General features: G+C 65.2%; 21 protein-coding genes. 8 read left to right on the top strand and 13 right to left on the bottom strand.

Going from position 1 to position 20280, the window contains the following annotated elements; translation table 11 throughout:
- Window positions 1-116: 116 nt before the first annotated feature.
- The 5 genes from CK944_RS01340 to CK944_RS01320 all read left to right on the top strand — a co-directional run bounded on the left by CK944_RS01340 (window position 117) and on the right by CK944_RS01320 (window position 3500).
- Window positions 117-749: an ATP-dependent Clp protease proteolytic subunit gene (locus tag CK944_RS01340; protein ID WP_103171203.1), complete on the top strand. Its 633-nt coding sequence runs from the start codon at window positions 117-119 to the stop codon at window positions 747-749.
- A gap of 151 nt (window positions 750-900) precedes the next feature.
- On the top strand, window positions 901-2166 hold the full coding sequence (clpX, locus tag CK944_RS01335; RefSeq protein ID WP_103171202.1) for an ATP-dependent Clp protease ATP-binding subunit ClpX: 1266 nt from the start codon (window positions 901-903) through the stop codon (window positions 2164-2166).
- 147 nt (window positions 2167-2313) lie between these two features.
- The gene (locus CK944_RS01330) at window positions 2314-2688 is read left to right on the top strand and encodes an NADH:ubiquinone oxidoreductase subunit NDUFA12 (protein WP_103171201.1); all 375 of its coding nucleotides are present in this window, start codon (window positions 2314-2316) and stop codon (window positions 2686-2688) included.
- Entirely contained in the window at window positions 2689-3153 is a 465-nt protein-coding gene (mlaD, locus tag CK944_RS01325; protein WP_103171200.1) for an outer membrane lipid asymmetry maintenance protein MlaD, read from the top strand. It begins immediately after the preceding gene.
- Window positions 3150-3500 carry a DUF2155 domain-containing protein gene (locus tag CK944_RS01320; RefSeq protein ID WP_103171199.1) on the top strand — a complete coding sequence of 117 codons (351 nt, stop codon included), beginning with the start codon at window positions 3150-3152 and terminating at the stop codon, window positions 3498-3500. The genes mlaD and CK944_RS01320 overlap by 4 nt, the downstream gene beginning before the upstream one ends.
- Here the strand turns inward: CK944_RS01320 and aat are convergent.
- The 5 genes from aat to hisF all read right to left on the bottom strand — a co-directional run bounded on the left by aat (window position 3467) and on the right by hisF (window position 7136).
- Window positions 3467-4096 carry a leucyl/phenylalanyl-tRNA--protein transferase gene (gene aat / locus CK944_RS01315; protein ID WP_103171198.1) on the bottom strand — a complete coding sequence of 210 codons (630 nt, stop codon included), beginning with the start codon at window positions 4094-4096 and terminating at the stop codon, window positions 3467-3469. The genes CK944_RS01320 and aat overlap by 34 nt on opposite strands.
- A 9-nt stretch (window positions 4097-4105) precedes the next feature.
- The gene (gene accC, locus CK944_RS01310; RefSeq protein ID WP_103171197.1) at window positions 4106-5452 is read right to left on the bottom strand and encodes an acetyl-CoA carboxylase biotin carboxylase subunit; all 1347 of its coding nucleotides are present in this window, start codon (window positions 5450-5452) and stop codon (window positions 4106-4108) included.
- Window positions 5453-5459: 7 nt separating this feature from the next.
- The gene (gene accB, locus CK944_RS01305) at window positions 5460-5969 is read right to left on the bottom strand and encodes an acetyl-CoA carboxylase biotin carboxyl carrier protein (RefSeq protein ID WP_103171196.1); all 510 of its coding nucleotides are present in this window, start codon (window positions 5967-5969) and stop codon (window positions 5460-5462) included.
- A gap of 94 nt (window positions 5970-6063) precedes the next feature.
- Entirely contained in the window at window positions 6064-6378 is a 315-nt protein-coding gene (locus CK944_RS01300; protein WP_103171195.1) for a phosphoribosyl-ATP diphosphatase, read from the bottom strand.
- Window positions 6375-7136: an imidazole glycerol phosphate synthase subunit HisF gene (gene hisF, locus CK944_RS01295; RefSeq protein WP_103171194.1), complete on the bottom strand. Its 762-nt coding sequence runs from the start codon at window positions 7134-7136 to the stop codon at window positions 6375-6377. Before hisF ends, CK944_RS01300 begins: the two co-directional genes overlap by 4 nt.
- 97 nt (window positions 7137-7233) lie before the next feature.
- On the opposite strand from hisF, the gene selD reads away from it, so the two are divergent.
- Window positions 7234-8289 carry a selenide, water dikinase SelD gene (gene selD / locus CK944_RS01290; RefSeq protein ID WP_103171193.1) on the top strand — a complete coding sequence of 352 codons (1056 nt, stop codon included), beginning with the start codon at window positions 7234-7236 and terminating at the stop codon, window positions 8287-8289.
- Between the two features lie 58 nt (window positions 8290-8347).
- On the opposite strand, the gene CK944_RS01285 is transcribed toward selD, so the two are convergent.
- From CK944_RS01285 to CK944_RS01265, 5 genes are read right to left on the bottom strand one after another with little or no spacing between them, the layout of a single operon-like run.
- Window positions 8348-9373, bottom strand: a complete 1026-nt coding sequence (locus CK944_RS01285; RefSeq protein WP_103171192.1) for an oligopeptide/dipeptide ABC transporter ATP-binding protein — start codon at window positions 9371-9373, stop codon at window positions 8348-8350.
- Window positions 9370-10356 carry an oligopeptide/dipeptide ABC transporter ATP-binding protein gene (locus CK944_RS01280; protein WP_103171191.1) on the bottom strand — a complete coding sequence of 329 codons (987 nt, stop codon included), beginning with the start codon at window positions 10354-10356 and terminating at the stop codon, window positions 9370-9372. Before CK944_RS01280 ends, CK944_RS01285 begins: the two co-directional genes overlap by 4 nt.
- 1 nt (window position 10357) lies before the next feature.
- Window positions 10358-11284, bottom strand: coding sequence for an ABC transporter permease subunit (locus CK944_RS01275; RefSeq protein ID WP_192877718.1), 927 nt, complete (start codon window positions 11282-11284; stop codon window positions 10358-10360).
- 3 nt (window positions 11285-11287) lie between these two features.
- Window positions 11288-12211 (bottom strand): oligopeptide ABC transporter permease OppB, encoded by a 924-nt coding sequence (gene oppB / locus CK944_RS01270; RefSeq protein WP_103171190.1) that lies wholly within the window; start codon window positions 12209-12211, stop codon window positions 11288-11290.
- Between the two features lie 9 nt (window positions 12212-12220).
- Window positions 12221-13822, bottom strand: coding sequence for a peptide ABC transporter substrate-binding protein (locus tag CK944_RS01265; protein WP_103171189.1), 1602 nt, complete (start codon window positions 13820-13822; stop codon window positions 12221-12223).
- Window positions 13823-14241: 419 nt separating this feature from the next.
- Here CK944_RS01265 and CK944_RS01260 point away from each other — a divergent pair, with 419 nt between their 5' ends.
- On the top strand, window positions 14242-14886 hold the full coding sequence (locus CK944_RS01260) for a TRAP transporter small permease subunit (RefSeq protein WP_103171188.1): 645 nt from the start codon (window positions 14242-14244) through the stop codon (window positions 14884-14886).
- Window positions 14883-16754: a TRAP transporter large permease subunit gene (locus CK944_RS01255; protein ID WP_103171187.1), complete on the top strand. Its 1872-nt coding sequence runs from the start codon at window positions 14883-14885 to the stop codon at window positions 16752-16754. Before CK944_RS01260 ends, CK944_RS01255 begins: the two co-directional genes overlap by 4 nt.
- Window positions 16755-16868: 114 nt before the next feature.
- Here the strand turns inward: CK944_RS01255 and CK944_RS01250 are convergent, their stop codons facing one another.
- The 3 genes from CK944_RS01250 to CK944_RS01240 form a co-directional block, all read right to left on the bottom strand.
- Complete coding sequence (locus CK944_RS01250) at window positions 16869-17990, bottom strand: TRAP transporter substrate-binding protein (RefSeq protein WP_103171320.1); 1122 nt, start codon at window positions 17988-17990, stop codon at window positions 16869-16871.
- A 188-nt stretch (window positions 17991-18178) separates the two neighbouring features.
- Window positions 18179-19453, bottom strand: coding sequence for a phosphopyruvate hydratase (gene eno, locus CK944_RS01245; protein ID WP_103171186.1), 1275 nt, complete (start codon window positions 19451-19453; stop codon window positions 18179-18181).
- Window positions 19454-19522: 69 nt separating this feature from the next.
- Window positions 19523-20209 (bottom strand): endonuclease/exonuclease/phosphatase family protein, encoded by a 687-nt coding sequence (locus CK944_RS01240; RefSeq protein ID WP_103171185.1) that lies wholly within the window; start codon window positions 20207-20209, stop codon window positions 19523-19525.
- Window positions 20210-20280: the final 71 nt, after the last annotated feature.

Genomic DNA, 20280 nt, shown 5'->3' with positions numbered 1-20280 from the left:
CATGCCTTGCGGCGGACCTTGCCCGTTACTAAGACTCTGTCAACCTTTCGCGGCTAACAGATGGGTTCAGCGCCCTGACGAATCGCGCAGGCAGGGATCCAAGGCAAGGACAGACGATGACCGATCCGGCAGAATTCTACATGAACACCCTTGTCCCCATGGTGGTCGAACAGACCTCGCGCGGGGAACGGGCCTATGACATCTTCTCGCGCCTGCTCAAGGAACGGATCATCTTCGTCTCGGGACCTGTCCATGACGGCATGTCCACGCTGATCTGCGCGCAGTTGCTGTTCCTGGAAGCGGAAAATCCGAACAAGGACATCAGCATGTACATCAACAGCCCCGGCGGTGTCGTGACCTCGGGCCTGTCGATCTATGACACGATGCAGTATATCCGCCCGCGCGTCTCCACGCTGGTGGTGGGGCAGGCCGCATCCATGGGATCGCTGCTGCTGGCGGCGGGGGAAAAGGGGCTGCGCTATTCGCTGCCCAACAGCCGGGTGATGGTCCACCAGCCCTCGGGCGGGTTCCAGGGCCAGGCCACCGACATCCTGATCCACGCGCGCGAGACCGAGAAGCTGAAGCGCCGCCTGAATGAAATCTATGTGGCCCACACGGGCCGCAGCCTGGCCGAGGTCGAGGAGGCGCTGGAGCGCGACCGCTTCATGTCGCCGGAGGAGGCGAAGGACTGGGGCCTGATCGACGAGGTCGTCGCGCCGCGCGGCAAGGCGGAACCCGAGAAGAAATAGACTTGTTGGGGATTGTGACGGGCCTCCGTCGACCCTAACATAAAGGACACACCCGTGGCGGCCTGTTCGCCACGGACAACTCAGATGCGGCACAGGGCAACCGGCGCCGCCTGCGGGTTGAAAGACCTGCGGCTATCAAGGAACGTGGACGATGGCGAACCAGTCCGGCAGTGACAGCAAGAACACGCTCTATTGCAGCTTTTGCGGCAAGAGCCAGCACGAGGTGCGCAAGCTGATTGCGGGACCGACCGTGTTCATCTGCGACGAATGCGTTGAACTGTGCATGGACATCATCCGCGAGGAGACGAAATCCTCGGGGTTGAAGTCGGGCGACGGCGTGCCGACGCCCAAGGAAATATGCGCGGTCCTGGACGACTATGTGATCGGCCAGGAACATGCCAAGCGGGTGCTGTCGGTCGCGGTCCACAACCACTACAAGCGGCTGAACCACGGCGCCAAGGGCGATATCGAGCTGGCCAAGTCGAACATCCTGCTGATCGGCCCGACCGGCTGCGGCAAGACCCTGCTGGCCCAGACCCTTGCCCGGATCTTGGACGTGCCCTTCACCATGGCGGATGCGACCACCCTGACCGAAGCGGGCTATGTGGGCGAGGATGTCGAGAACATCATCCTGAAGTTGCTGCAGGCCAGCGAATACAACGTTGAACGCGCACAACGCGGCATCGTCTATATCGACGAGGTCGACAAGATCACCCGCAAGTCCGACAACCCCTCGATCACCCGCGACGTGTCGGGCGAGGGCGTGCAGCAGGCGCTTCTGAAGATCATGGAAGGCACGGTCGCCAGCGTCCCGCCCCAGGGCGGCCGCAAGCATCCGCAGCAGGAATTCCTGCAGGTGGACACGACCAACATCCTGTTCATCTGCGGCGGCGCCTTTGCGGGGCTGGACCGGATCATCGCGCAGCGCAACAAGGGCACGGCGATGGGCTTTGGCGCATCGGTCAAGGAAAACGACGACCGCGGCGTGGGCGAACTGTTCAAGGAGCTTGAACCCGAGGATTTGCTGAAATTCGGCCTGATCCCGGAATTCGTCGGCCGTCTGCCGGTGATCGCGACCCTGACCGATCTGGACGAGGAAGCGCTGATCATCATCCTGACCAAGCCGAAGAACGCGCTTGTGAAGCAGTATCAGCGCCTCTTCGATCTGGAAGGCGTGCAGCTGACCTTCACGGAAGACGCGCTGCAGGCCATCGCCAAGCGCGCCATCAAGCGCAAGACCGGGGCACGCGGCCTGCGGTCCATCATGGAGGATATCCTTCTGGACACGATGTTCGAACTGCCCGGCATGGACAGCGTCGAGGAAGTCGTCGTCAACGAGGAGGCGGTCGACAACGCCGCGGCCAAACCCCTGCTGATCCATGCGGATCCGAAAAAGGAAGCAGCTTCGGCGGGCTGAGCCTTGACCCAGAGGCGGAGTGCCGCCCCTGGGGTCACGCCAACTGCTGCCAGGTCCTGACCTTCGGGCGTGGCAGATCAGTCAGGCTGGATCTTCGATGCGCTTTGCGTCATATGTTCGCCAGCCACGAATAAGAGGTTCCAGCCCATGTCCTTTCTGCTTCGCGCCCTGACCTGGTGGAACAGCCAGACCATCAATACCCAGTTCTGGACCTGGCGGAACGGCATCAAGGTCGGCGAGGATGCCGAGGGCAACGTCTTCTACCAGAACAAGGACGGATCGCGCCGTTGGGTGATCTACAGCGGCGAATCGCAGGCCAGCCGGGTTAGCCCGGAATGGCATGGCTGGCTGCATCACACCTGGGACGAGCCGCCGACCAAGGCTCCGCTGGCCCGCAAGCCCTGGGAAAAGCCCCATCAGGAAAACATGACGGGAACGCAGGGCGCCTATTACCCTGAAGGGTCGCTGTATCGGGCGGACCAGCCCGCACGCCGCGACTATGATGCCTGGCAGCCGGAATAGATGAAGGCGGCTGCCGAACATCGGGCGGAAATGCTGGCCGGCACTGCGGTGCTTGCGGTCGCGGCAGGATTTCTGTTGTGGGGTTTCGGCCAGGGATTTGTCCGCGAAACGGGCTATGAGGTCAAGGCGTCCTTTCCCGATGTCGATGGCGTGGCCGTGGGGACCGAGGTCAGGCTGGCGGGTGTTCCCGTGGGCCGGGTTTCCAGCGTCTCGTTGAACCCCGACACCTACATGGCCGATGCCAGGCTGAGCCTTCCTGCGGATATTGCCCTGCCATCTGACAGTGCCGCGCTGATCCAGTCGGATGGGTTGCTTGGTGGCGCCTATATCCAGATCCAGCCGGGCGGCAGCCCCGACAATCTGGCCCCTGGCGACGAGATCGAGGACGTGCAGGGCGCCGTCAGCCTGTTGCAGCTGATGATGAAATTCGTGGACAGCCAGGCTGGGGACGGGGAAAAACCATGATCCGCGCCCTGTTGCTCGCCGCTGCCCTGACCACCCCGGCAGCCGCGCAAGAGGTCGCCCGCGCGGACGGTGCCCTTCTTCGGGGATTGGACAAGATATCGGGCCGGACGACGGATTTGCCCGTCCTGGTGGGGGAGGCAGTCCGCTATGGCAGGTTGCAGGTCCGCCTGGGGGAATGCCGGTATCCGGCGGGCGATCCCAGCTCGGATGCCTATGCGCAACTGACCATCGCCGATGTTTCGCAGAACGTCACCCTGTTCAGCGGCTGGATGATCGCGTCGTCGCCGGCGCTCTCGGCCCTAGACGACGCCCGCTATGACGTATGGGTGATTTCCTGCCAAAGCTGATCGGCTGACGGCAGGCGGCAGGACCGCAGGTCCGCCTGCCGACCCAGCGCATCGGCCAGCATCTGGCGATAATGGTCGCGGGTTATCTCTCGCCCGCCCATCCGTTCCAGGTGCGGCGTCAGGAACTGCGTGTCGAACAGGGTGAAGCCGCAGCGTGCCAGGTGGCTGGACAGCCACAGCAAGGCCATCTTCGAGCCGTTCGTCCGCGCCGACATCATGGATTCCCCAAAGAACGCCGCCCCCAGCGTCACGCCGAAGATACCCCCCGCGAAGGTGCCGTCATGTCGCACCTCCAAGGCATGGGCGAAGCCCGCCCGGAACAGGTCGCGGTAAAGCTTCTTCAGCGGGGTATTGATCCAGGTCGTACCCCGATCCGCACAGGCGTTCACGACCGCGTTGAAGCTGCCGTCCAGATGGGCCGACCATCCGCCCCGGCGCAGGTCGCGTCGCAGCGACCGAGAGGCATGGACCCCGCCCACGGGCAGGATCCCCCGCATCGGCGGGTCATACCAATACAGCCGGGGATCGCGGGCGCTTTCGGCCATGGGAAAGACGCCCTGCGCATAGCCTTGCAGCAATTGCGCGGGCGTCAGCATGGTCCAGGCTCAGCCGAACTTCTGATCCAGCCAGCGTTCCAGCCAGTGAATCGAATAGTTGCCCGACCGGATATCGGGTTCCTGCAACAGCGCGGTGAACAGCGGCACGGTGGTGTCGATGCCGTCCACGATCAATTCGCCCAAGGCGCGCTGCAACCGGGCCAAGGCCTCGGGCCGGTCGCGGCCATGCACGATCAGCTTGCCGATCAGGCTGTCGTAATAGGGAGGGATCGAATAGCCGTCATAAAGCGCGCTGTCGATGCGCACGCCAAGCCCGCCCGGCGCATGGTATTGGGTGATCCGGCCGGGGCAGGGCGAGAAGCCCGGCACCTTTTCGGCATTGATCCGGACCTCGATGGAATGGCCGCGGATTGACAGGTCTTCCTGCCGGAACTCCATCTCCTGCCCGGCGGCGACCAGGATCTGCTGGCGCACCAGATCGACGCCGAAGATCGCCTCGGTCACGGGATGTTCGACCTGCAGGCGGGTGTTCATCTCGATGAAATAGAACTCGCCGTCTTCATACAGGAACTCGATGGTGCCGGCGCCGGCATAGCCGATGCGGGCCACGGCATCGGCGCAGATCTTGCCGATGCGCGCGCGTTCCTCGGGGCTGATCGCGGGGCCAGGGGCTTCCTCCAGCACCTTCTGGTGGCGGCGCTGCAGGGAACAGTCGCGTTCGCCCAGATGGACCGCGCGGCCCTTGCCGTCGCCAAAGACCTGGATCTCGATGTGGCGCGGACGCTGCAGGTATTTCTCGATATAGACGTCGGGATTGCCGAAGGCTGCCTTGGCCTCGGCCCGCGCGGTGCGGAAGGCGACCTCAAGGCCGGCCTCGTCCTGGGCGACCTTCATGCCGCGCCCGCCGCCGCCTGCGGTGGCCTTGATGATGACCGGATAGCCGATCCCGGCGGCGACCCGCTTGGCCTGGTCCACGTCATCGACGCCGCCGTCGCTGCCCGGCACGCAGGGCACGCCCAGGTTCTTCATCGTGTCCTTGGCGGTGATCTTGTCGCCCATGATGCGGATATGTTCCGCGCGGGGACCGATGAAGGTGATGCCGTGGTCTTCGACCATCTGCACGAAGGCCGCGTTTTCCGACAGGAAGCCATAGCCCGGATGGATCGCCTGCGCGCCCGTGATCTCGCAGGCCGAGATGATGGCGGGCATGGAAAGATAGCTGGCCGAGGAGGGCGCGGGACCGATGCAGACCGATTCGTCGGCCATGCGGACGTGCATCGCATCGGCGTCGGCGGTGGAATGAACCGCGACCGACGCGATGCCCATCTCGCGGCAGGCGCGAATCACGCGCAGGGCGATCTCGCCCCTGTTGGCGATCAGGATCTTGTCAAACATCCGCGCCTCACTCGACGACCATCAGGGGCGCGCCGAATTCGACCGGGGTGCCGTCGTCGATCAGGATGCGCTTGACCACGCCCGCACGGGGGGCGGGAATGTGGTTCATGGTCTTCATCGCCTCGACGATCAGCAGCGTGTCGCCCTCGGCCACGGCCTGACCGATCTGGACAAAGGGCGCGGCGCCGGGTTCTGCGGACAGATAGGCGGTGCCCACCATGGGAGAGGTCACGGCGCCCGGCAGGCTTGCCGGATCCTCGGTGATGGCGGGAAGCTGGGCTGCGGGGGCAGCTGCCGGGGCCTGGGGCGCTGCGGCGGGTGCAGCGGCCGCGACGGGGGCGGCATAGGTCACCTGCCTGGCGTGCTTGGACAGGCTGACCGTCAGGCGGTCATGTTCGCCGTATTCACGCTTGACCGACAGTTCGGACAGGTCGCTGGAATTCAACAGTTCCGCAAGTGACTGGATGAAAGCGACGTCGCCTTCGTGATGCTTGCCGTTCTGGGAATCGTTGCTCATGCGGTCCTCTGCCATGTTTATTTGGTCGCGGCCCTGCCGCAACAATTTGCCCGCTTATAGACTCCAAGCCCTGCCAAGGGGAAGGGTTGTCCGCCTAGGCCGGACGGGACGCCTTTTCCGCGATCCCCGAGGTTCCCGCCCGCCGTGCCAGTTCCGTTTCGACATCGGCCAGCGTGACGTCGCGGGCGGCCAGCATGACCAGCAGGTGAAAGATCACGTCGGCGGCCTCGGCGGTCAGGCGGGCACGGTCGCCCTTGACGGCCTCGATGACAGCCTCGATTGCTTCCTCGCCGAATTTCTCGGCGCATTTCTCGGGGCCCTTGGCCAGCAGCTTCGCGGTCCAGCTGCCGTCGGGATCGGCGGTCTTGCGGGCGGCGATGGTGGCGGCCAGGTCGTGAAGCGCGCTCATGTCAGCCTCATCGGGATGCCGGCGGCGGCCATGTGGGCCTTGGCCTCGGCGATGGTATGGGTGCCGAAATGGAAGATGGATGCAGCCAGGACGGCACTGGCGCGCCCTTCGGTCACGCCCTCGACCAGGTGGTCCAGCGTGCCGACCCCGCCCGAGGCGATCACGGGAATGTTCACCGCATCGGCAATCGCGCGGGTCAGCGGGATGTTGAAGCCCGCGCGCGTCCCGTCGCGGTCCATGCTGGTCAGCAGGATCTCTCCGGCGCCCTTGGCCTCGACTTGCTTGGCGAATTCCACGGCGTCGATGCCGGTGGGCTTGCGGCCGCCATGGGTGAAGATTTCCCACCGGCCGTCCGCGACCGTCTTGGCGTCGATGGCCACGACGATGCACTGGCTGCCGAATCGGTCGGCGGCACGGGCCACGACATCGGGATCGGCCACGGCAGCGGAATTGAAGCTGACCTTGTCCGCGCCCGCCAGCAGCAGCGCCCGCACATCGTCATGCGTCCTGACGCCGCCACCCACGGTCAGCGGCACGAAGCATTGTTCCGCCGTGCGCGTCACCAGGTCGAACATCGTGCCCCGGTTTTCATGCGTGGCGTGGATGTCCAGGAAACAGATCTCGTCTGCGCCCGCGGCGTCATAGGCGCGGGCGGCCTCGACCGGGTCGCCTGCGTCGATCAGGTCCACGAAGTTGACGCCCTTCACGACGCGGCCATCGGCCACGTCCAGGCAGGGGATGATGCGGGTCTTGAGCATGGGCTTCTCCTTGCGGACACCGTCCTAAGCGCAAACGGGCCTTCGTTGAAGAGCCGATCTGCCGGTGATAGCGTGGCGCGAACCGAAGGAGACTGCCATGGACGACCAGCAAACGACCGAACCCCGCCTGACATCCCTGTCCCACGGGGGCGGCTGCGGCTGCAAGATCGCGCCGGGCGTGCTGACGGGCTTGCTGCGCGGCACGGCGATGCTGCCTGTCCCCGAGGCGCTGCTGGTGGGGATCGAGACGTCGGACGACGCGGCGGTTTACCTGTTGAACGACCGGCAGGCGCTTGTGGCGACGACGGATTTCTTCATGCCCATCGTCGACGATCCTTTGGACTTCGGCCGCATTGCCGCGACCAATGCGATCAGCGACGTTTATGCAATGGGTGGCACCCCGATCATGGCGCTGTCGCTGGTGGGAATGCCGATCAACACCCTGTCGGGCGAAACCATCGCCCGCATACTGGAAGGCGGCGCCATGGCCTGCCGCGAGGCGGGCATCCCCATCGGCGGCGGCCATACCATCGACTCGGTCGAGGCGATCTATGGCCTGGTGGCGCTTGGGCTGGTCGATCCCGCCCATGTAAAGCGCAACAGCGGTGCGCAGCCGGGCGACGTCCTGATCCTGGGCAAGCCGCTGGGCGTCGGCGTGATGTCCGCGGCGCTGAAGAAGGGCGCGCTGTCGGATGATGGATATCGTGCGATGGTCGGGGCCACGACGAAGCTGAACACCCCTGGCCCGGAACTGGCGCGGCTGCCAGGAGTCCATGCGATGACCGACGTGACCGGCTTTGGCTTGGCAGGCCACGCGCTTGAGATGGCGCGGGGATCGGGTTGCGAGTTGCGGCTGGACTGGGCAGCCGTGCCGCTGCTGCCGGGGGTGGGCGATCTGGCTGTCGCCGGCTACGTCACCGGCGCTTCCGGGCGGAACTGGGCCAGCTATGGCGCGGATGTCGTGCTGCCCCAGGGCTTTGCCGGTACCCATCGTGCCCTGCTGACCGATCCGCAGACCAGCGGTGGCCTGCTGGTGGCCTGCGCCGAGGCTGAGGCCGAGGCCGCCCTGGCGATCTTTGCCGACCACGGCTTTGCAGACGCCGCCGTGATCGGTCGCGCCTTCGAGGGGCCGGGGCACATGGTCGTCGGCTGACTTGGCGGGCAAGTCCGCCATGCCTTTCGCAGGGATACTTGGATGAAGAAGCGGCGGGTCAGGCCGCTTCGGTGGCGCGGGCGCGGACGATTTCCTGTGGCGTGAAGGGGCCGGGGAAATGGCAGGCGGTCTGGTGGCGATCTCCGGCAAGGACCGGCACCTCGGCCGCGCAGCGGGGTGCCGCACGCGGGCAGCGGGTGCGGAAGACGCAGCCCGAGGGCGGGTCCATGGGGGAAGGCAGGTCGCCTTTCAGCGGCACCACGGTCGCGGCGGGATCATGCGCGGGATCCGGCACCGGGACGGCTGACAGCAGCGCCTGCGTATAGGGGTGCTGCGGATCGGCATAAAGGTCTCGCGCGGGCGCGATCTCCATCACCTTGCCCAGGTAGAGGACCATCACACGGTCGCTGATGTGGCGCACCACCGACAGGTCATGGGCGATGAAGATCAGCGACAGGCCCAGATCGGCCTGCAGTCGCATCAGCAGGTTGATGACCTGCGCCTGGATCGACACGTCGAGCGCGCTGACGGGTTCGTCGCAGATGATCAGCCGGGGTTCCACGATCAGCGCGCGGGCGATGCCGATCCGTTGGCATTGTCCGCCGCTGAATTCGTGGGGATAGCGGTTGATCTGGCTGGGCAGCAGGCCCACCCGGTCCATTATCGCCTTGACGCGGTCGCGAACCTGGGACCGGGGCAGAGCGGGCTGATGGGTCACCAGCGGTTCGGCGATGATCTGGCCCACGGTCATGCGCGGATCCAGGCTGGCCAGCGGATCCTGGAAGATCATCTGGATCTGGCTGCGATAGGCCATCATCTGCCGCGCCGACAGGCCGATCAGATCCGCCCCACCCTGCCATTCGGCCCGGCCTGTGGCGGGAACAAGACCGATCAGGGCGCGGGCCAGCGTGGATTTCCCGCAGCCGGATTCGCCGACCACGCCCAGCGTCTCGCCCGGTTGCAGGGTGAAGCTGACACCGCCGACGGCATGAAGGTGGCGGGGCCGCGTCCAGGGCATCGCGCCCGCCTGCCGGACGGGAAAGCTGACGCGAAGGTCGCGCACGTCAAGAAGGGGCGTCGTCATGGGCGGCTCTCCGTTCCGGCGCGCAGTTCCGCCAGCGGGGCGAAGCAGGCGCGCCAGCGGTCGGGGGCAAAGGACGCCAGCGGCGGGCGGTTGTCGCAGTCGTCGCGGCAATAGGCGCAGCGCGGCCGGAAGGCGCAGCCCTGCGGCGGGCGGGACATGTCGGGCGGCTGTCCAGGGATGACGGCCAGTTCGCCTTCGTCCGTGTCGATGCGCGGGATCGCCGACAGCAACCCCTGCGTATAGGGATGGGCCGGATCGGCGAAGACCGGACCCACCGGCCCCAGTTCGCGGATGCGCCCGCCATACATCACCGCCACCCGCGAACAGGATCCGGCGACGACGCCCAAGTCATGGGTGATCAGCATCATCGCCATGCCGAGATCGCGTTGCAGGTCCGCCAGCAGCGTCATGATCTGCGCCTGCACCGTCACATCCAGCGCGGTCGTCGGTTCGTCCGCGATCAGCAGCTTGGGCCGGCACAGCAGCGCCATCGCGATCATCACCCGCTGCCGCATCCCGCCGCTGAATTCATGGGGATAAAGCCGCACCCGACCCTTGGCGTCGGGAATGCGCACCGCGTCCAGCATCCGCACGGATTCGGCCACGGCCGCGCGCTTGGACAGGCCCTTGTGCAGGACCAGAACCTCGGCCATCTGGTCCGAGACGCGCATATAGGGGTTCAGCGAGGTCATCGGATCCTGGAAGATCATCGCGATCTTCTCGGCCCGGACCCTGTTGATGACCTTGGGCGGGGCGTTCAGGATTTCCTGCCCGTCCAGCCGCACGCTGCCGAAGGCACGGCCGTTGCGCGCCAGAAGGCCCATGACCGCGAAGGCCAGTTGCGACTTGCCCGACCCGGATTCGCCGACGATGCCCAGCGTCTCGCCCGGCTGGACGGTCAGGCTGACATCGTTGACGGCGTGAACCTCGGCGTCGTGGGTGTGGAAGCGGACCGACAGGTCGCGGATATCCAGAAGAGCCATGTCAGCGTTCCTTGGGGTCAAGCGCGTCGCGCAGCCCGTCGCCCACGAAGAAGAAGCCGAACAGGGTGATGACGAAGAAGAACAGCGGGAAGGCCAGTTGCCACAGGGTGCCATAGCTCATGGTGCCCGCGCCTTCGGAAATCAGCGCGCCCCACGAGGTCAGCGGTTCCTGCACGCCAAGGCCCAGGAAGCTGATGAAGCTTTCGGTCAGGATCATGAGCGGCACCAGCAGCGTGGCATAGACCGCGACCACGCCCAGCAGGTTCGGCACGATATGGCGGATGATGATGCGCCAGGTGGACACGCCGGTGGCGCGGGCGGCCTCGATGAACTCGCGGTTCTTCAAGGACAGGGTCTGGCCGCGCACGATGCGCGCCATGTCCAGCCAGGAAATCAGGCCGATGCCAAGAAACAGCATGGTCATCGACCGCCCGAACATCACCAACAGCAGGATCAGCACGAACATGTAGGGGATCGACATCAGGATATCGACCGTCCGCATCATCACCTGGTCGGTGCGCCCGCCGACATAGCCCGCCACCGCGCCGTAAAGCGTGCCGACGATCACCGCGATGCCCGCCCCCACAAGGCCCACCAGCAGGCTGACCTGCGTGCCCTGGACGGTGCGCGCGAACAGGTCGCGGCCCAGATCGTCGGTGCCGAAGTAATGCCCGTTTTCTAGCGATGGCTGGCCCATGGTCGCGACCTGGCCCATGACGCTGAAATCCAGCTCCTCGTTCGACCAGACGGCCAGATGGTTGCCGAAGATCGCGAACAGCGCGACCAGCAGCAGGATCACCAGCCCCGCCATCGCCGCCTTGTTGCGAAGAAAGCGGCGGCGGGCATCGGCCCAGGGGGACCGTCCCCGAACCTCGGGCTGGGCCATCCGCGCGGCAAGCGAGCGCATCTTGTCGTGTTCGATCACCATGGCTTAGTACCGGATCTTCGGGTCGATCCAGGCGTAAAGGATATCGACGACCAGGTTGAACAGGATGGTCAGCGCGCCCACCAGGATGGTAACGCCCATCATCACCGCGTAGTCGCGGTTCAGCGCGCTGTCCACGAAGGCCTTGCCGATCCCGCCGGTAGAGAAATAGATGTCGATCACGACCGATCCGGTGATCATCGACACGAAGACCGGCCCCAGATAGCTGACGACCGGCAGCATCGCCGGGCGCAGCGCATGGCGCAGGATGACGCGGCGTTCGGGCATTCCCTTGGCCCGGGCGGTGCGGATGTGGTTCGATCCCAGCACCTCGAGCATGGAGGACCGTGTGATCCGCGCGATGGAGGCCATGTAGCTGGTGGACAGCGCGATCACCGGCATGATCCAGAACGAGGGGTCCGAAAAGCTCCACCCGCCGCCGGGCAGCCAGCCCAGCCACAGGGTCAGGACCAGGACCAGCAGCGGTGCCATCACGAAGTTGGGCAGCACCTGCGCGCCGATGGAGATGCCGACCGCCAGATAGTCCAGCCAGCTGTTCTGCCGGATCGCGGCAAGCGAGCCCAGGGTGACGCCCACAAGGACCGCGGCCAGGAAGGACAGCGTGCCATAGGTCAGCGTCACCGGGAATCCGTCCGCGATCAACTGGTTCACGGTCCGGTCGGGATAGACGAAGCTGGGGCCGAAGTCGAAATGGACCACGATGCCATACACATAGTTCCAGATCTGGCGCCACAGCGGGTCGTCCAGCCCGTATTTCGCATTGAGGTTCGCCAGCACCTGCGGCGGCAGGGCGCGTTCCTGGGTGAACGGCCCGCCGGGCGCAAGATGCATCAGCAGGAAGGACAGCACGATCAGCACCAGCAAGGTGGGGATCGCCACCGCCAGCCGCCGCAGGATGAAGGCGAACATGGGCGGGCCTTACTGGGCGATCCGATACAGATCCTTGGCATACCAGGCATTCGTTACGTTTTCCGTGGGAATGCCCTTGATCGCCGGGTTGATCATGTCGACCTTGGAATAGTGATAGACGAAGGCCGCGGGCACTTCCTCGGCCAGGATCTCCTCGGCCCGCTTGTACAGCGGCGCGGTATCCTCGGCCGTCTTGGAATCCGCCATCAGCTTGTCGTATTCCGCGTTCGACCACTTGCCCGAGTTGTAGCCGTCGGTGCGGAACCAATCCAGGAAGGTCGTCGCCTCGTTATAGTCGGCGCACCAGGCATAGCGGGCCATGTCGAAATCCTGGTTCTGCATCCGGTCGGTATGCACCTTCCATTCGACATTGTTCAGCGTGATGTTCACGCCCAAGGGCTTCCAGAACTGCTGCGCGGCGATGGCCAGCTTCTTGTGGTTTTCGTCGGTGTTGTATTGCAGCGACAGCGACAGGGGATTGTCGGGGCCATAGCCCGCCTCGGTCAGCAGGGCGCGGGCTTTCTCGGTCCGTTCCTCCTGGGTCATGGTGGCGATTTCTGCATCCGGGGCCTGGAAGCCCTCGGTCGCCCAATGGGTCCAGCTATAGGCGGGCTTCTGGCCGCCTTGCAGCACCTGGTTCACGATGATGTCGCGGTTCAGGCCCAGCGTCAGCGCCTGGCGGACGCGCACGTCCTTCAGCGCCTCGGGGCCCTTGTCGGACACGTTGAAGACATAGGCATAGGAACAGGAATACGGGATCGAGATCGCCTGGTCGGGATATTCCTGCGACAGGCGCGGATACTGGCCCGCCGGGATCTGCACGCGGTCCAGTTCGCCCGCCAGGTAACGTGTCAGGCCGATATTGTTGTCGTTCACGGTGACGCCGCGCACGGTTTCCATCACCACGTTTGCGGCATCCCAATAGTTCGGGTTCTTCACCATGGTGATGTCCACGCCAAGGTTGTGGCTTTCCAGCATGAAGGCGCCGTTGCCGACCAGGTTGCCGGGCTGCGTCCAGGCGTCGCCATGCTGTTCGACGACCTTTTGCGGCACCGGGAAGGTGGTGGCGTGGGACAGCGTCTTCAGGAAATAGGGGGTGCGCGTGGTCAGCGTGACCTCCAGCGTCTTGTCGTCCACCGCACGGACGCCAAGCTGGTCGGGCGTCATTTCGCCCGCGATGATCTGGGTGGCGTTCCGGATGTTCATCAGTTCCAGGAACCAGGCGTATTCGGACGCGGTTTCGGGGTTCACCGCGCGCTGCCAGGCATAGACGAAATCCCCCGCCGTGACCGGATCGCCGTTCGACCACTTGGCGTCGCGCAGGGTGAAGGTATGGGTTAGCCCGTCGTCGCTTTCGGTATGGCTTTCGGCGACGCCGGGGATCATTCCGCCGGTCGCGTCCTCGTTCATCAGCCCCTCGAACAACTGGCGCAGCACGTCCGAGCCTTCGACATCGGTGTTCTTGGCCGGATCCAGCGTCTTGATCGCATCCAGCAGCCAATAGGTATAGGTCTGGCTGTCGGCCAGCGTCTCGCCCTCGGCGGGCTGGACAGCTTGGGCGGGCAGGGCCAGGGCGGCCAGAAGGGCGGTTGTGGTGAACAGCTTGGACATCGGCGTCTCCCCTTGTCGATGAAGGCTTTTCGCTTGCGCGCAAGGCACCCAGACTAACGGAACATGGATGCGGGTAAAGATTGGATCATGCGCGCGGTGGTTGCATCTGCGTGAGCGAACAGGCAGCGCATGGGGCCGTGCCCAAACGCTTGCACCTGAAAAACAGTCATTAATCTGACCCTTGGATCGGTTCAGCCGATGGTGGCGACGTGGCGTCACATGCAATCACTGAGGGAGGCGATGGCACCCTGATCGCAGCAGGGGCTGTGCAGGCAGCCTGCCGGATCAAGCGGCCGCCGCCGACAGGCTCCGCCGGCATCGAAATTCTTGACCGGTTTTTCTGCATCGCGCATACCCGCCGAGTAACGAACAAACGGTCAAAAGGCCAAAAAAGGCCGACCCTTGGGGGAGACTTCTTCATGAACGGCCTTTTGGCCCTTTCGCGCGGCATCGACCGCGTCAACACCGTGATCGGCAGGAATGTATCCTGGTTGATCCTGCTGGCGATCTTCGTCAGCGCGATCAACGCGATCATCCGCAAGGCGTTCAGCGTTTCGTCGAATGCCTGGCTTGAACTGCAATGGTATCTTTACGGCGGCGCCTTTCTTCTGGCCGCGGCCTATACGCTGCTGGAAAACGAACATATCCGCATCGACATCCTGTTCGGCACCTTGTCGCGCCGCGTGCAACACTGGATCGAGCTTCTGGGCCATATCTTCTTCCTGATGCCGATGGTCCTGCTGACGCTGTGGCTGACCTGGCCCTGGCTGGCGCGATCCTATCGCACCGGAGAGATGTCGATGAACGCGGGCGGCCTGATCCTTTGGCCCGCCAAGGCGCTTCTGTTCACGGGCTTCCTGCTGCTGCTGTTCCAAGGCATTTCCGAGATCATCAAGAAGATCGCCGTGATGCGTGGGATCATCCCCGATTACAACGCCCCCACCGGCCACCACGCGCCGCTTGATCTGGACGAGGAACTGTTGAAGCAGGCGGGCTTTGCCGATCCCAATCACCCGCTGACCGACATTCCCGTCGACAAGACGCGCGAGGATGCCCGCAAATGATGGAACTCATCGCGCAGAACATGGCGCCGATCATGTTCGTTTCGCTGATCGTCTTTCTGCTGATCGGCTATCCCGTCGCCTTCGCCCTGGCGGCGAACGGCCTTCTGTTCTTCGTCATCGGGGTGGAGCTTGCGCCGCTGTCGGGCGGGTCCATCAACCTTTCCTGGCCGCTTCTTGGCGCGTTGCCGGACCGCTTCTTCGGGGGGGTCGTCGCAAACGAGACGTTGCTGGCCATCCCCTTCTTCACCTTCATGGGGATCGTTCTGGAAAAATCCGGCATGGCCGAGGATCTTCTGGACACGATCGGCCAGCTTTTCGGCCCGATCCGTGGCGGCTTGGCCTATGCTGTGATCATCGTGGGCGCGCTTCTGGCGGCGACCACCGGTGTCGTCGCGGCATCCGTGATCGCGATGGGCCTCATCTCTCTGCCGATCATGCTGCGCTATGGCTATGATCGGCGGATCGCCTCGGGCACCATCGCGGCATCGGGGACGCTGGCGCAGATCATCCCGCCGTCGCTGGTGCTGATCGTGCTGGCGGACCAGTTGGGCCGGTCGGTGGGCGACATGTACAAGGGCGCGATGATCCCCGGCCTGGTGCTGACCGGGTTCTACATGCTCTATATCTTCGTGGTCTCGATCATCCGGCCCCACTATCTGCCCGCGCTGCCGAAAGAGGCGCGGACCCTTGGGTCGGGCGTCACCTCGCTGATCGTGGCCCTGGCGGTCGCGGGCGGGATCTTCTGGCTGACGACCCGCTGGCTGGGTCCGGCCCATGCATCCGACGCGCCGATCTGGGGCCTCGTGATCGCGGTGACGGTGATCTATGTCGTGGCGCTGCTGGACAAGGCCACCGGCATCAACATGATGTCGCGGCTGGCCCAGCAGGTCATCATCGTGCTGATCCCGCCGCTGGCGCTGATCTTCCTGGTGCTGGGCACGATCTTCCTGGGCATCGCCACCCCGACCGAGGGCGGCGCGATGGGCGCGGTCGGCGCGCTGTTCATGGCGGGCATCAAGAAGCGCCTGTCGATGGACGTGATCCGCCAGGCGCTTTACGCCACGACGCGGCTGTCGGCCTTCGTGATGTTCATCCTGATCGGGGCGCGGGTCTTCTCGCTGACCTTCTATGGCGTGAACGGCCACATTTGGGTCGAACACCTGCTGACCTCGCTGCCGGGGGGCGAATACGGCTTCCTGATCGTGGTGTCGATCATGGTGTTCCTGCTGGCCTTCTTCCTGGACTTCTTCGAACTGGCCTTCATCATCGTGCCCCTGCTGGCCCCCGCGGCCGAGGCCTTGGGCATCGACCTGATCTGGTTCGGCGTCATCCTGGGCGTGAACATGCAGACGGCCTTCATGCACCCGCCCTTCGGCTTTGCGCTGTTCTACCTGCGGTCGGTGGCGCCCAAGGGCGAATACATCGACAAGGTCACGAAGAAACGCATGGCGCCGGTCAGGACCGGGCAGATCTATTGGGGTGCCGTGCCCTTCGTCTGCATCCAGCTGGTGATGATCGGCGTGGTGATCGCCTTCCCCGGCATGGTCATGCACTACAAGGGGGCGCCGGTGGACACATCGAACATCCGGCTTGAAATCCCGGCCGGAGGGATGGGCGGCAGCAGCGGCGGCTTTGGATCGCTGGGCGGCCTGGGTGCGCCCTTTGGCCAGCAAGCACCCGCCGACGGCGGCACCACGGCACCGTCGGGCGGTCTGGGGGGCACGCCCCCAAGCCTTGGCGCACCTCCGCCGGGGCTTGGCGCACCGGCCGCGCCTGCCCCCGCAGCCCCGGCCGAGCCGCAGCCGGCACCCGCCCCCGGCGGCTTGGGCCTGGGCGGCCCGCCGCCGGGTCTTGGCGGCAGCAACTGACAACGAAAGGCCGGGTTCGACCCGGCCTTTTTCTTTCCGTCGCTTTCTTTGGGAAGCGCCCATGAAAAAACCGCCGCGGATGATCCGCGGCGGTTCTGTCCTGTCAGAACGATCTCAGCCCTGGGTGGGGGCCAGCTTGCCGTTGCGCTGCTGGATCATCATGAAGGTATCGAAGGTGTATTCCGCCGTCTGGTTGTACAGGTACCAGTCGTCGCGGAACTGCAACTGCGCCTCGTATTGCCGCTTGAAATGCTCGTTCTGGGCGGACAACTCGGCATAGACCTCGTTCGCGGCGGTGAAGGCCGCGTTCATGATCTCTTCGCTGAAGGAGCGAAGCTGCGCGCCCGACGCGGCCAGTTCCTTCAGCGCGCTCGGGTTGCGATAGTCGTACTTGGCCAGCATGTTCTGGTCGGATGCCTGGCAGCAGGTCCGCAGCAGTGCCTTGTAATGGGCGGGCAGCTCGTCGTACTTGGCCTTGTTGATGAAGAGGCTGACCGTCGGCCCGCCTTCCCAGAAGCCCGGGTAATAGTAATAGGGCGCGACCTTCTGGAAGCCCAGCTTGTTGTCGTCATAGGGCCCGACCCATTCGGCGGCGTCGATGGTGCCCTTTTCAAGCGACGGATAGATGTCGCCGCCCGCGATCTGCTGCGGCACGACGCCCAGCTTCTCGACCACGCGCCCGGCCAGGCCCGAGATGCGCATCTTCAGGCCCTGCATGTCGGCGACGGTGTTCACCTCCTTGCGGTACCAACCGCCCATCTGGACGCCGGTGTTGCCGGCGGGGAAGGCCACAAGGCCGACCGTTTCCAGGAACTGGTTGTACTGGTCGATGCCGCCGCCGTGATAGTTATAGGCAGCCTTGGCGCGCGCGCTGAAGGTGAAGGGCAGGTCGGCGCCGCAGGCGAAGGCCGGATCCTTGCCCCAGTTGTAATAGCCCACCGAATGGGCGCATTCCACGGTGCCGTCGCCTGCCGCGTTGATGGCGTCCAGGCCCGGCACGATTTCGCCCGCGGCGAAGACCTGCAGGTTGAACTTGCCGTCGGAAGCTTCCTTCAGGCGCGCCGAGATCTCCTCTCCGCCGCCATAGATGGTGTCCAGCGACTTCGGAAAGGACGACGCCACGCGCCAGTTGATGGTGGGCGCCTCCTGGGCGATCGCGGGCGCTGCCAGCGTGGCGCCGGCTGCGGCGGCGACACCGCCGACCGAAGCCGTTGTCAGGAACGACCTGCGGTGCAGCGTCTTGGAATCTTTCATGAACTCTCCTCCGATAGGGCTGTCGGGATGGCCTCCCACGGGTTCCCGGCCCGAATGGGTCGCAGTTTAGTGCTTGTCTGCCGTCTGTCGAGTAGTCTGCGGCACCGCCACGCAAAAAATAAGGCCGCCCGCGCGGAACGCGGACGGCCCGGCGACCCGAAGGGTGTGGATCAGCGCAGGATGCTGCGGCCTGCGTATTCGGCGGTGGCGCCCAGCATCTCCTCGATGCGGATCAGCTGGTTGTATTTCGCAAGCCGGTCGGACCGGGCAAGGCTGCCGGTCTTGATCTGGCCGCAGTTGGTGGCGACCGCCAGATCGGCAATGGTCGCGTCCTCGGTCTCGCCCGAGCGGTGGGACATCACGCTGGTATAGCCGTTCCGGTCGGCCAGGCGCACGGCGTCCAGCGTTTCCGACAGGGTGCCGATCTGGTTGACCTTGACCAGCAGCGAATTGCCGCAGCCCTTGGCGATGCCTTCGGCCAGACGCGCGGGATTGGTCACGAACAGGTCGTCGCCGACCAACTGCACGGTGCCGCCCAGACGGTCGGTCAGCAGCTTCCAGCCGTCCCAGTCGTCCTCGGCGCAACCATCCTCGATCGACAGGATCGGATAGTCGGCGCACAGCGCGGCCAGATAATCCACATTCTCGGCCGAGGTCAGGGACTTGCCCTCGCCCGCCATTTCATACTTGCCGTTCCTGAAATATTCGGTCGAGGCACAATCCAGCGCCAGAATGATGTCGTCGCCGGGCTTGTAGCCGGCTTTCTCGACCGAGCGCAGGATGAAGTCCAGGGCGTCGCGGGCCGAGGACAGGTTCGGCGCAAAGCCGCCCTCATCGCCGATCCCGGTCGAAAGGCCTGCCGCCGACAGTTCCTTCTTCAGCGTGTGGAACACCTCGGACCCCATGCGCACGGCGTCGCGGATGTTGTCCGCGCTGACTGGCATGATCATGAATTCCTGGATGTCGATAGGGTTGTCGGCATGTTCCCCGCCATTGATGATGTTCATCATCGGCACCGGCAGGATCCGCGCGCCCGTGCCGCCGACATAACGATACAGCGGCTGGTTCGTCGCATCCGCCGCGGCCTTGGCCACCGCCAGCGACACGCCCAGGATCGCGTTCGCGCCCAGGCGGCCCTTGTTCGGCGTGCCGTCCAGTTCGCACATCATTGCGTCGATGGCGCGCTGTTCGGTCGCATCCTCGCCGATCAGGTTCTCGGCGATCTCGCCGTTCACGGCGGCCACGGCCTCCAGCACGCCCTTGCCCATGTAGCGGGCCTTGTCGCCGTCGCGCTTCTCGACCGCCTCATGCGCGCCCGTGGATGCGCCCGAGGGCACGGCCGCCCGGCCCATCGTGCCGTCTTCCAGCGTCACGTCGACCTCGACGGTCGGGTTGCCGCGGCTGTCCAGGATCTCTCGCGCGAAGATGTCGATGATGGCGGTCATGGGTGCCCCTCCGTTGCCTGATGTCGGCGCCTTCATAGCTGCCGCCGGGTCAGGCCGAAAGCGGCAATTTCAGGGCTGCTCGATCTCGGCCCAGATGGGCAGGTGGTCGGACGCGTCGCGCGCATTGGCCCCGGTAAAGACGCCCTGACGCAGCAGGGTCAGGTGCTGGGACATGGCAATGCGGTCGAACCGGAACTGCGGCAAGGGCGCTGGATAGGAGGGCCCCGGCGCGATGACCCGAAAGCCCGCCAGCGATTCCAGCCCCCGGCTGTCGTGCCATTCGTTGAAATCGCCCATCAGCACGATGTTGTCGTCCGCGATCCGCGCGGCCTGGGCCGTGATCCGCGCCAGTTGCGCGCGCCGCGACGACCGGGCAAGCCCCAGATGCACCCCGATCACCGTCAGTCTTGGCAGGCGCAGGACCACCGCCCCGCGCGGCTCGATCCCTGGAAGGGGCAGGCGGCGCAGCACCGCCTGTTCCGCCAGATCCGGGCGCATCAGGATGGTCTGGCCGTGCCAGCCAAGCGAGTTTTCGCCCGTCGTCGCCATGTTCGCGGGCACCAGCCCGGTGGCCTCGCGGATCAGCCGGCGGGGCAGGGCCTCGGGGCGGGCGCCCAGGCGGAAATCGACCTCTTGCAGGGCGATGATGTCGGGCCGCAGGGCGGCAATGACGGCAAGGTTGCGTTCCGGCGCGTGCGGGCCGGTCAGGCCCCGGCATTTGTGCAGATTGTAGCTTGCCAGTCTCAACAAGAACATGCCGCCTTTCGTGATCGGCGCAGGATAGCCAGGGGCAGGGTGGCCGCAAGGGCCTGGGGCGTCATGGGTGA

The sequence above is a fragment of the Paracoccus sp. SY genome, assembly GCF_002901215.1.
Lineage (GTDB): Bacteria > Pseudomonadota > Alphaproteobacteria > Rhodobacterales > Rhodobacteraceae > Paracoccus > Paracoccus acridae.
Note: the sequence above shows the minus strand (reverse complement) of the source record. Positions and strands in the feature narration are given on the sequence as shown.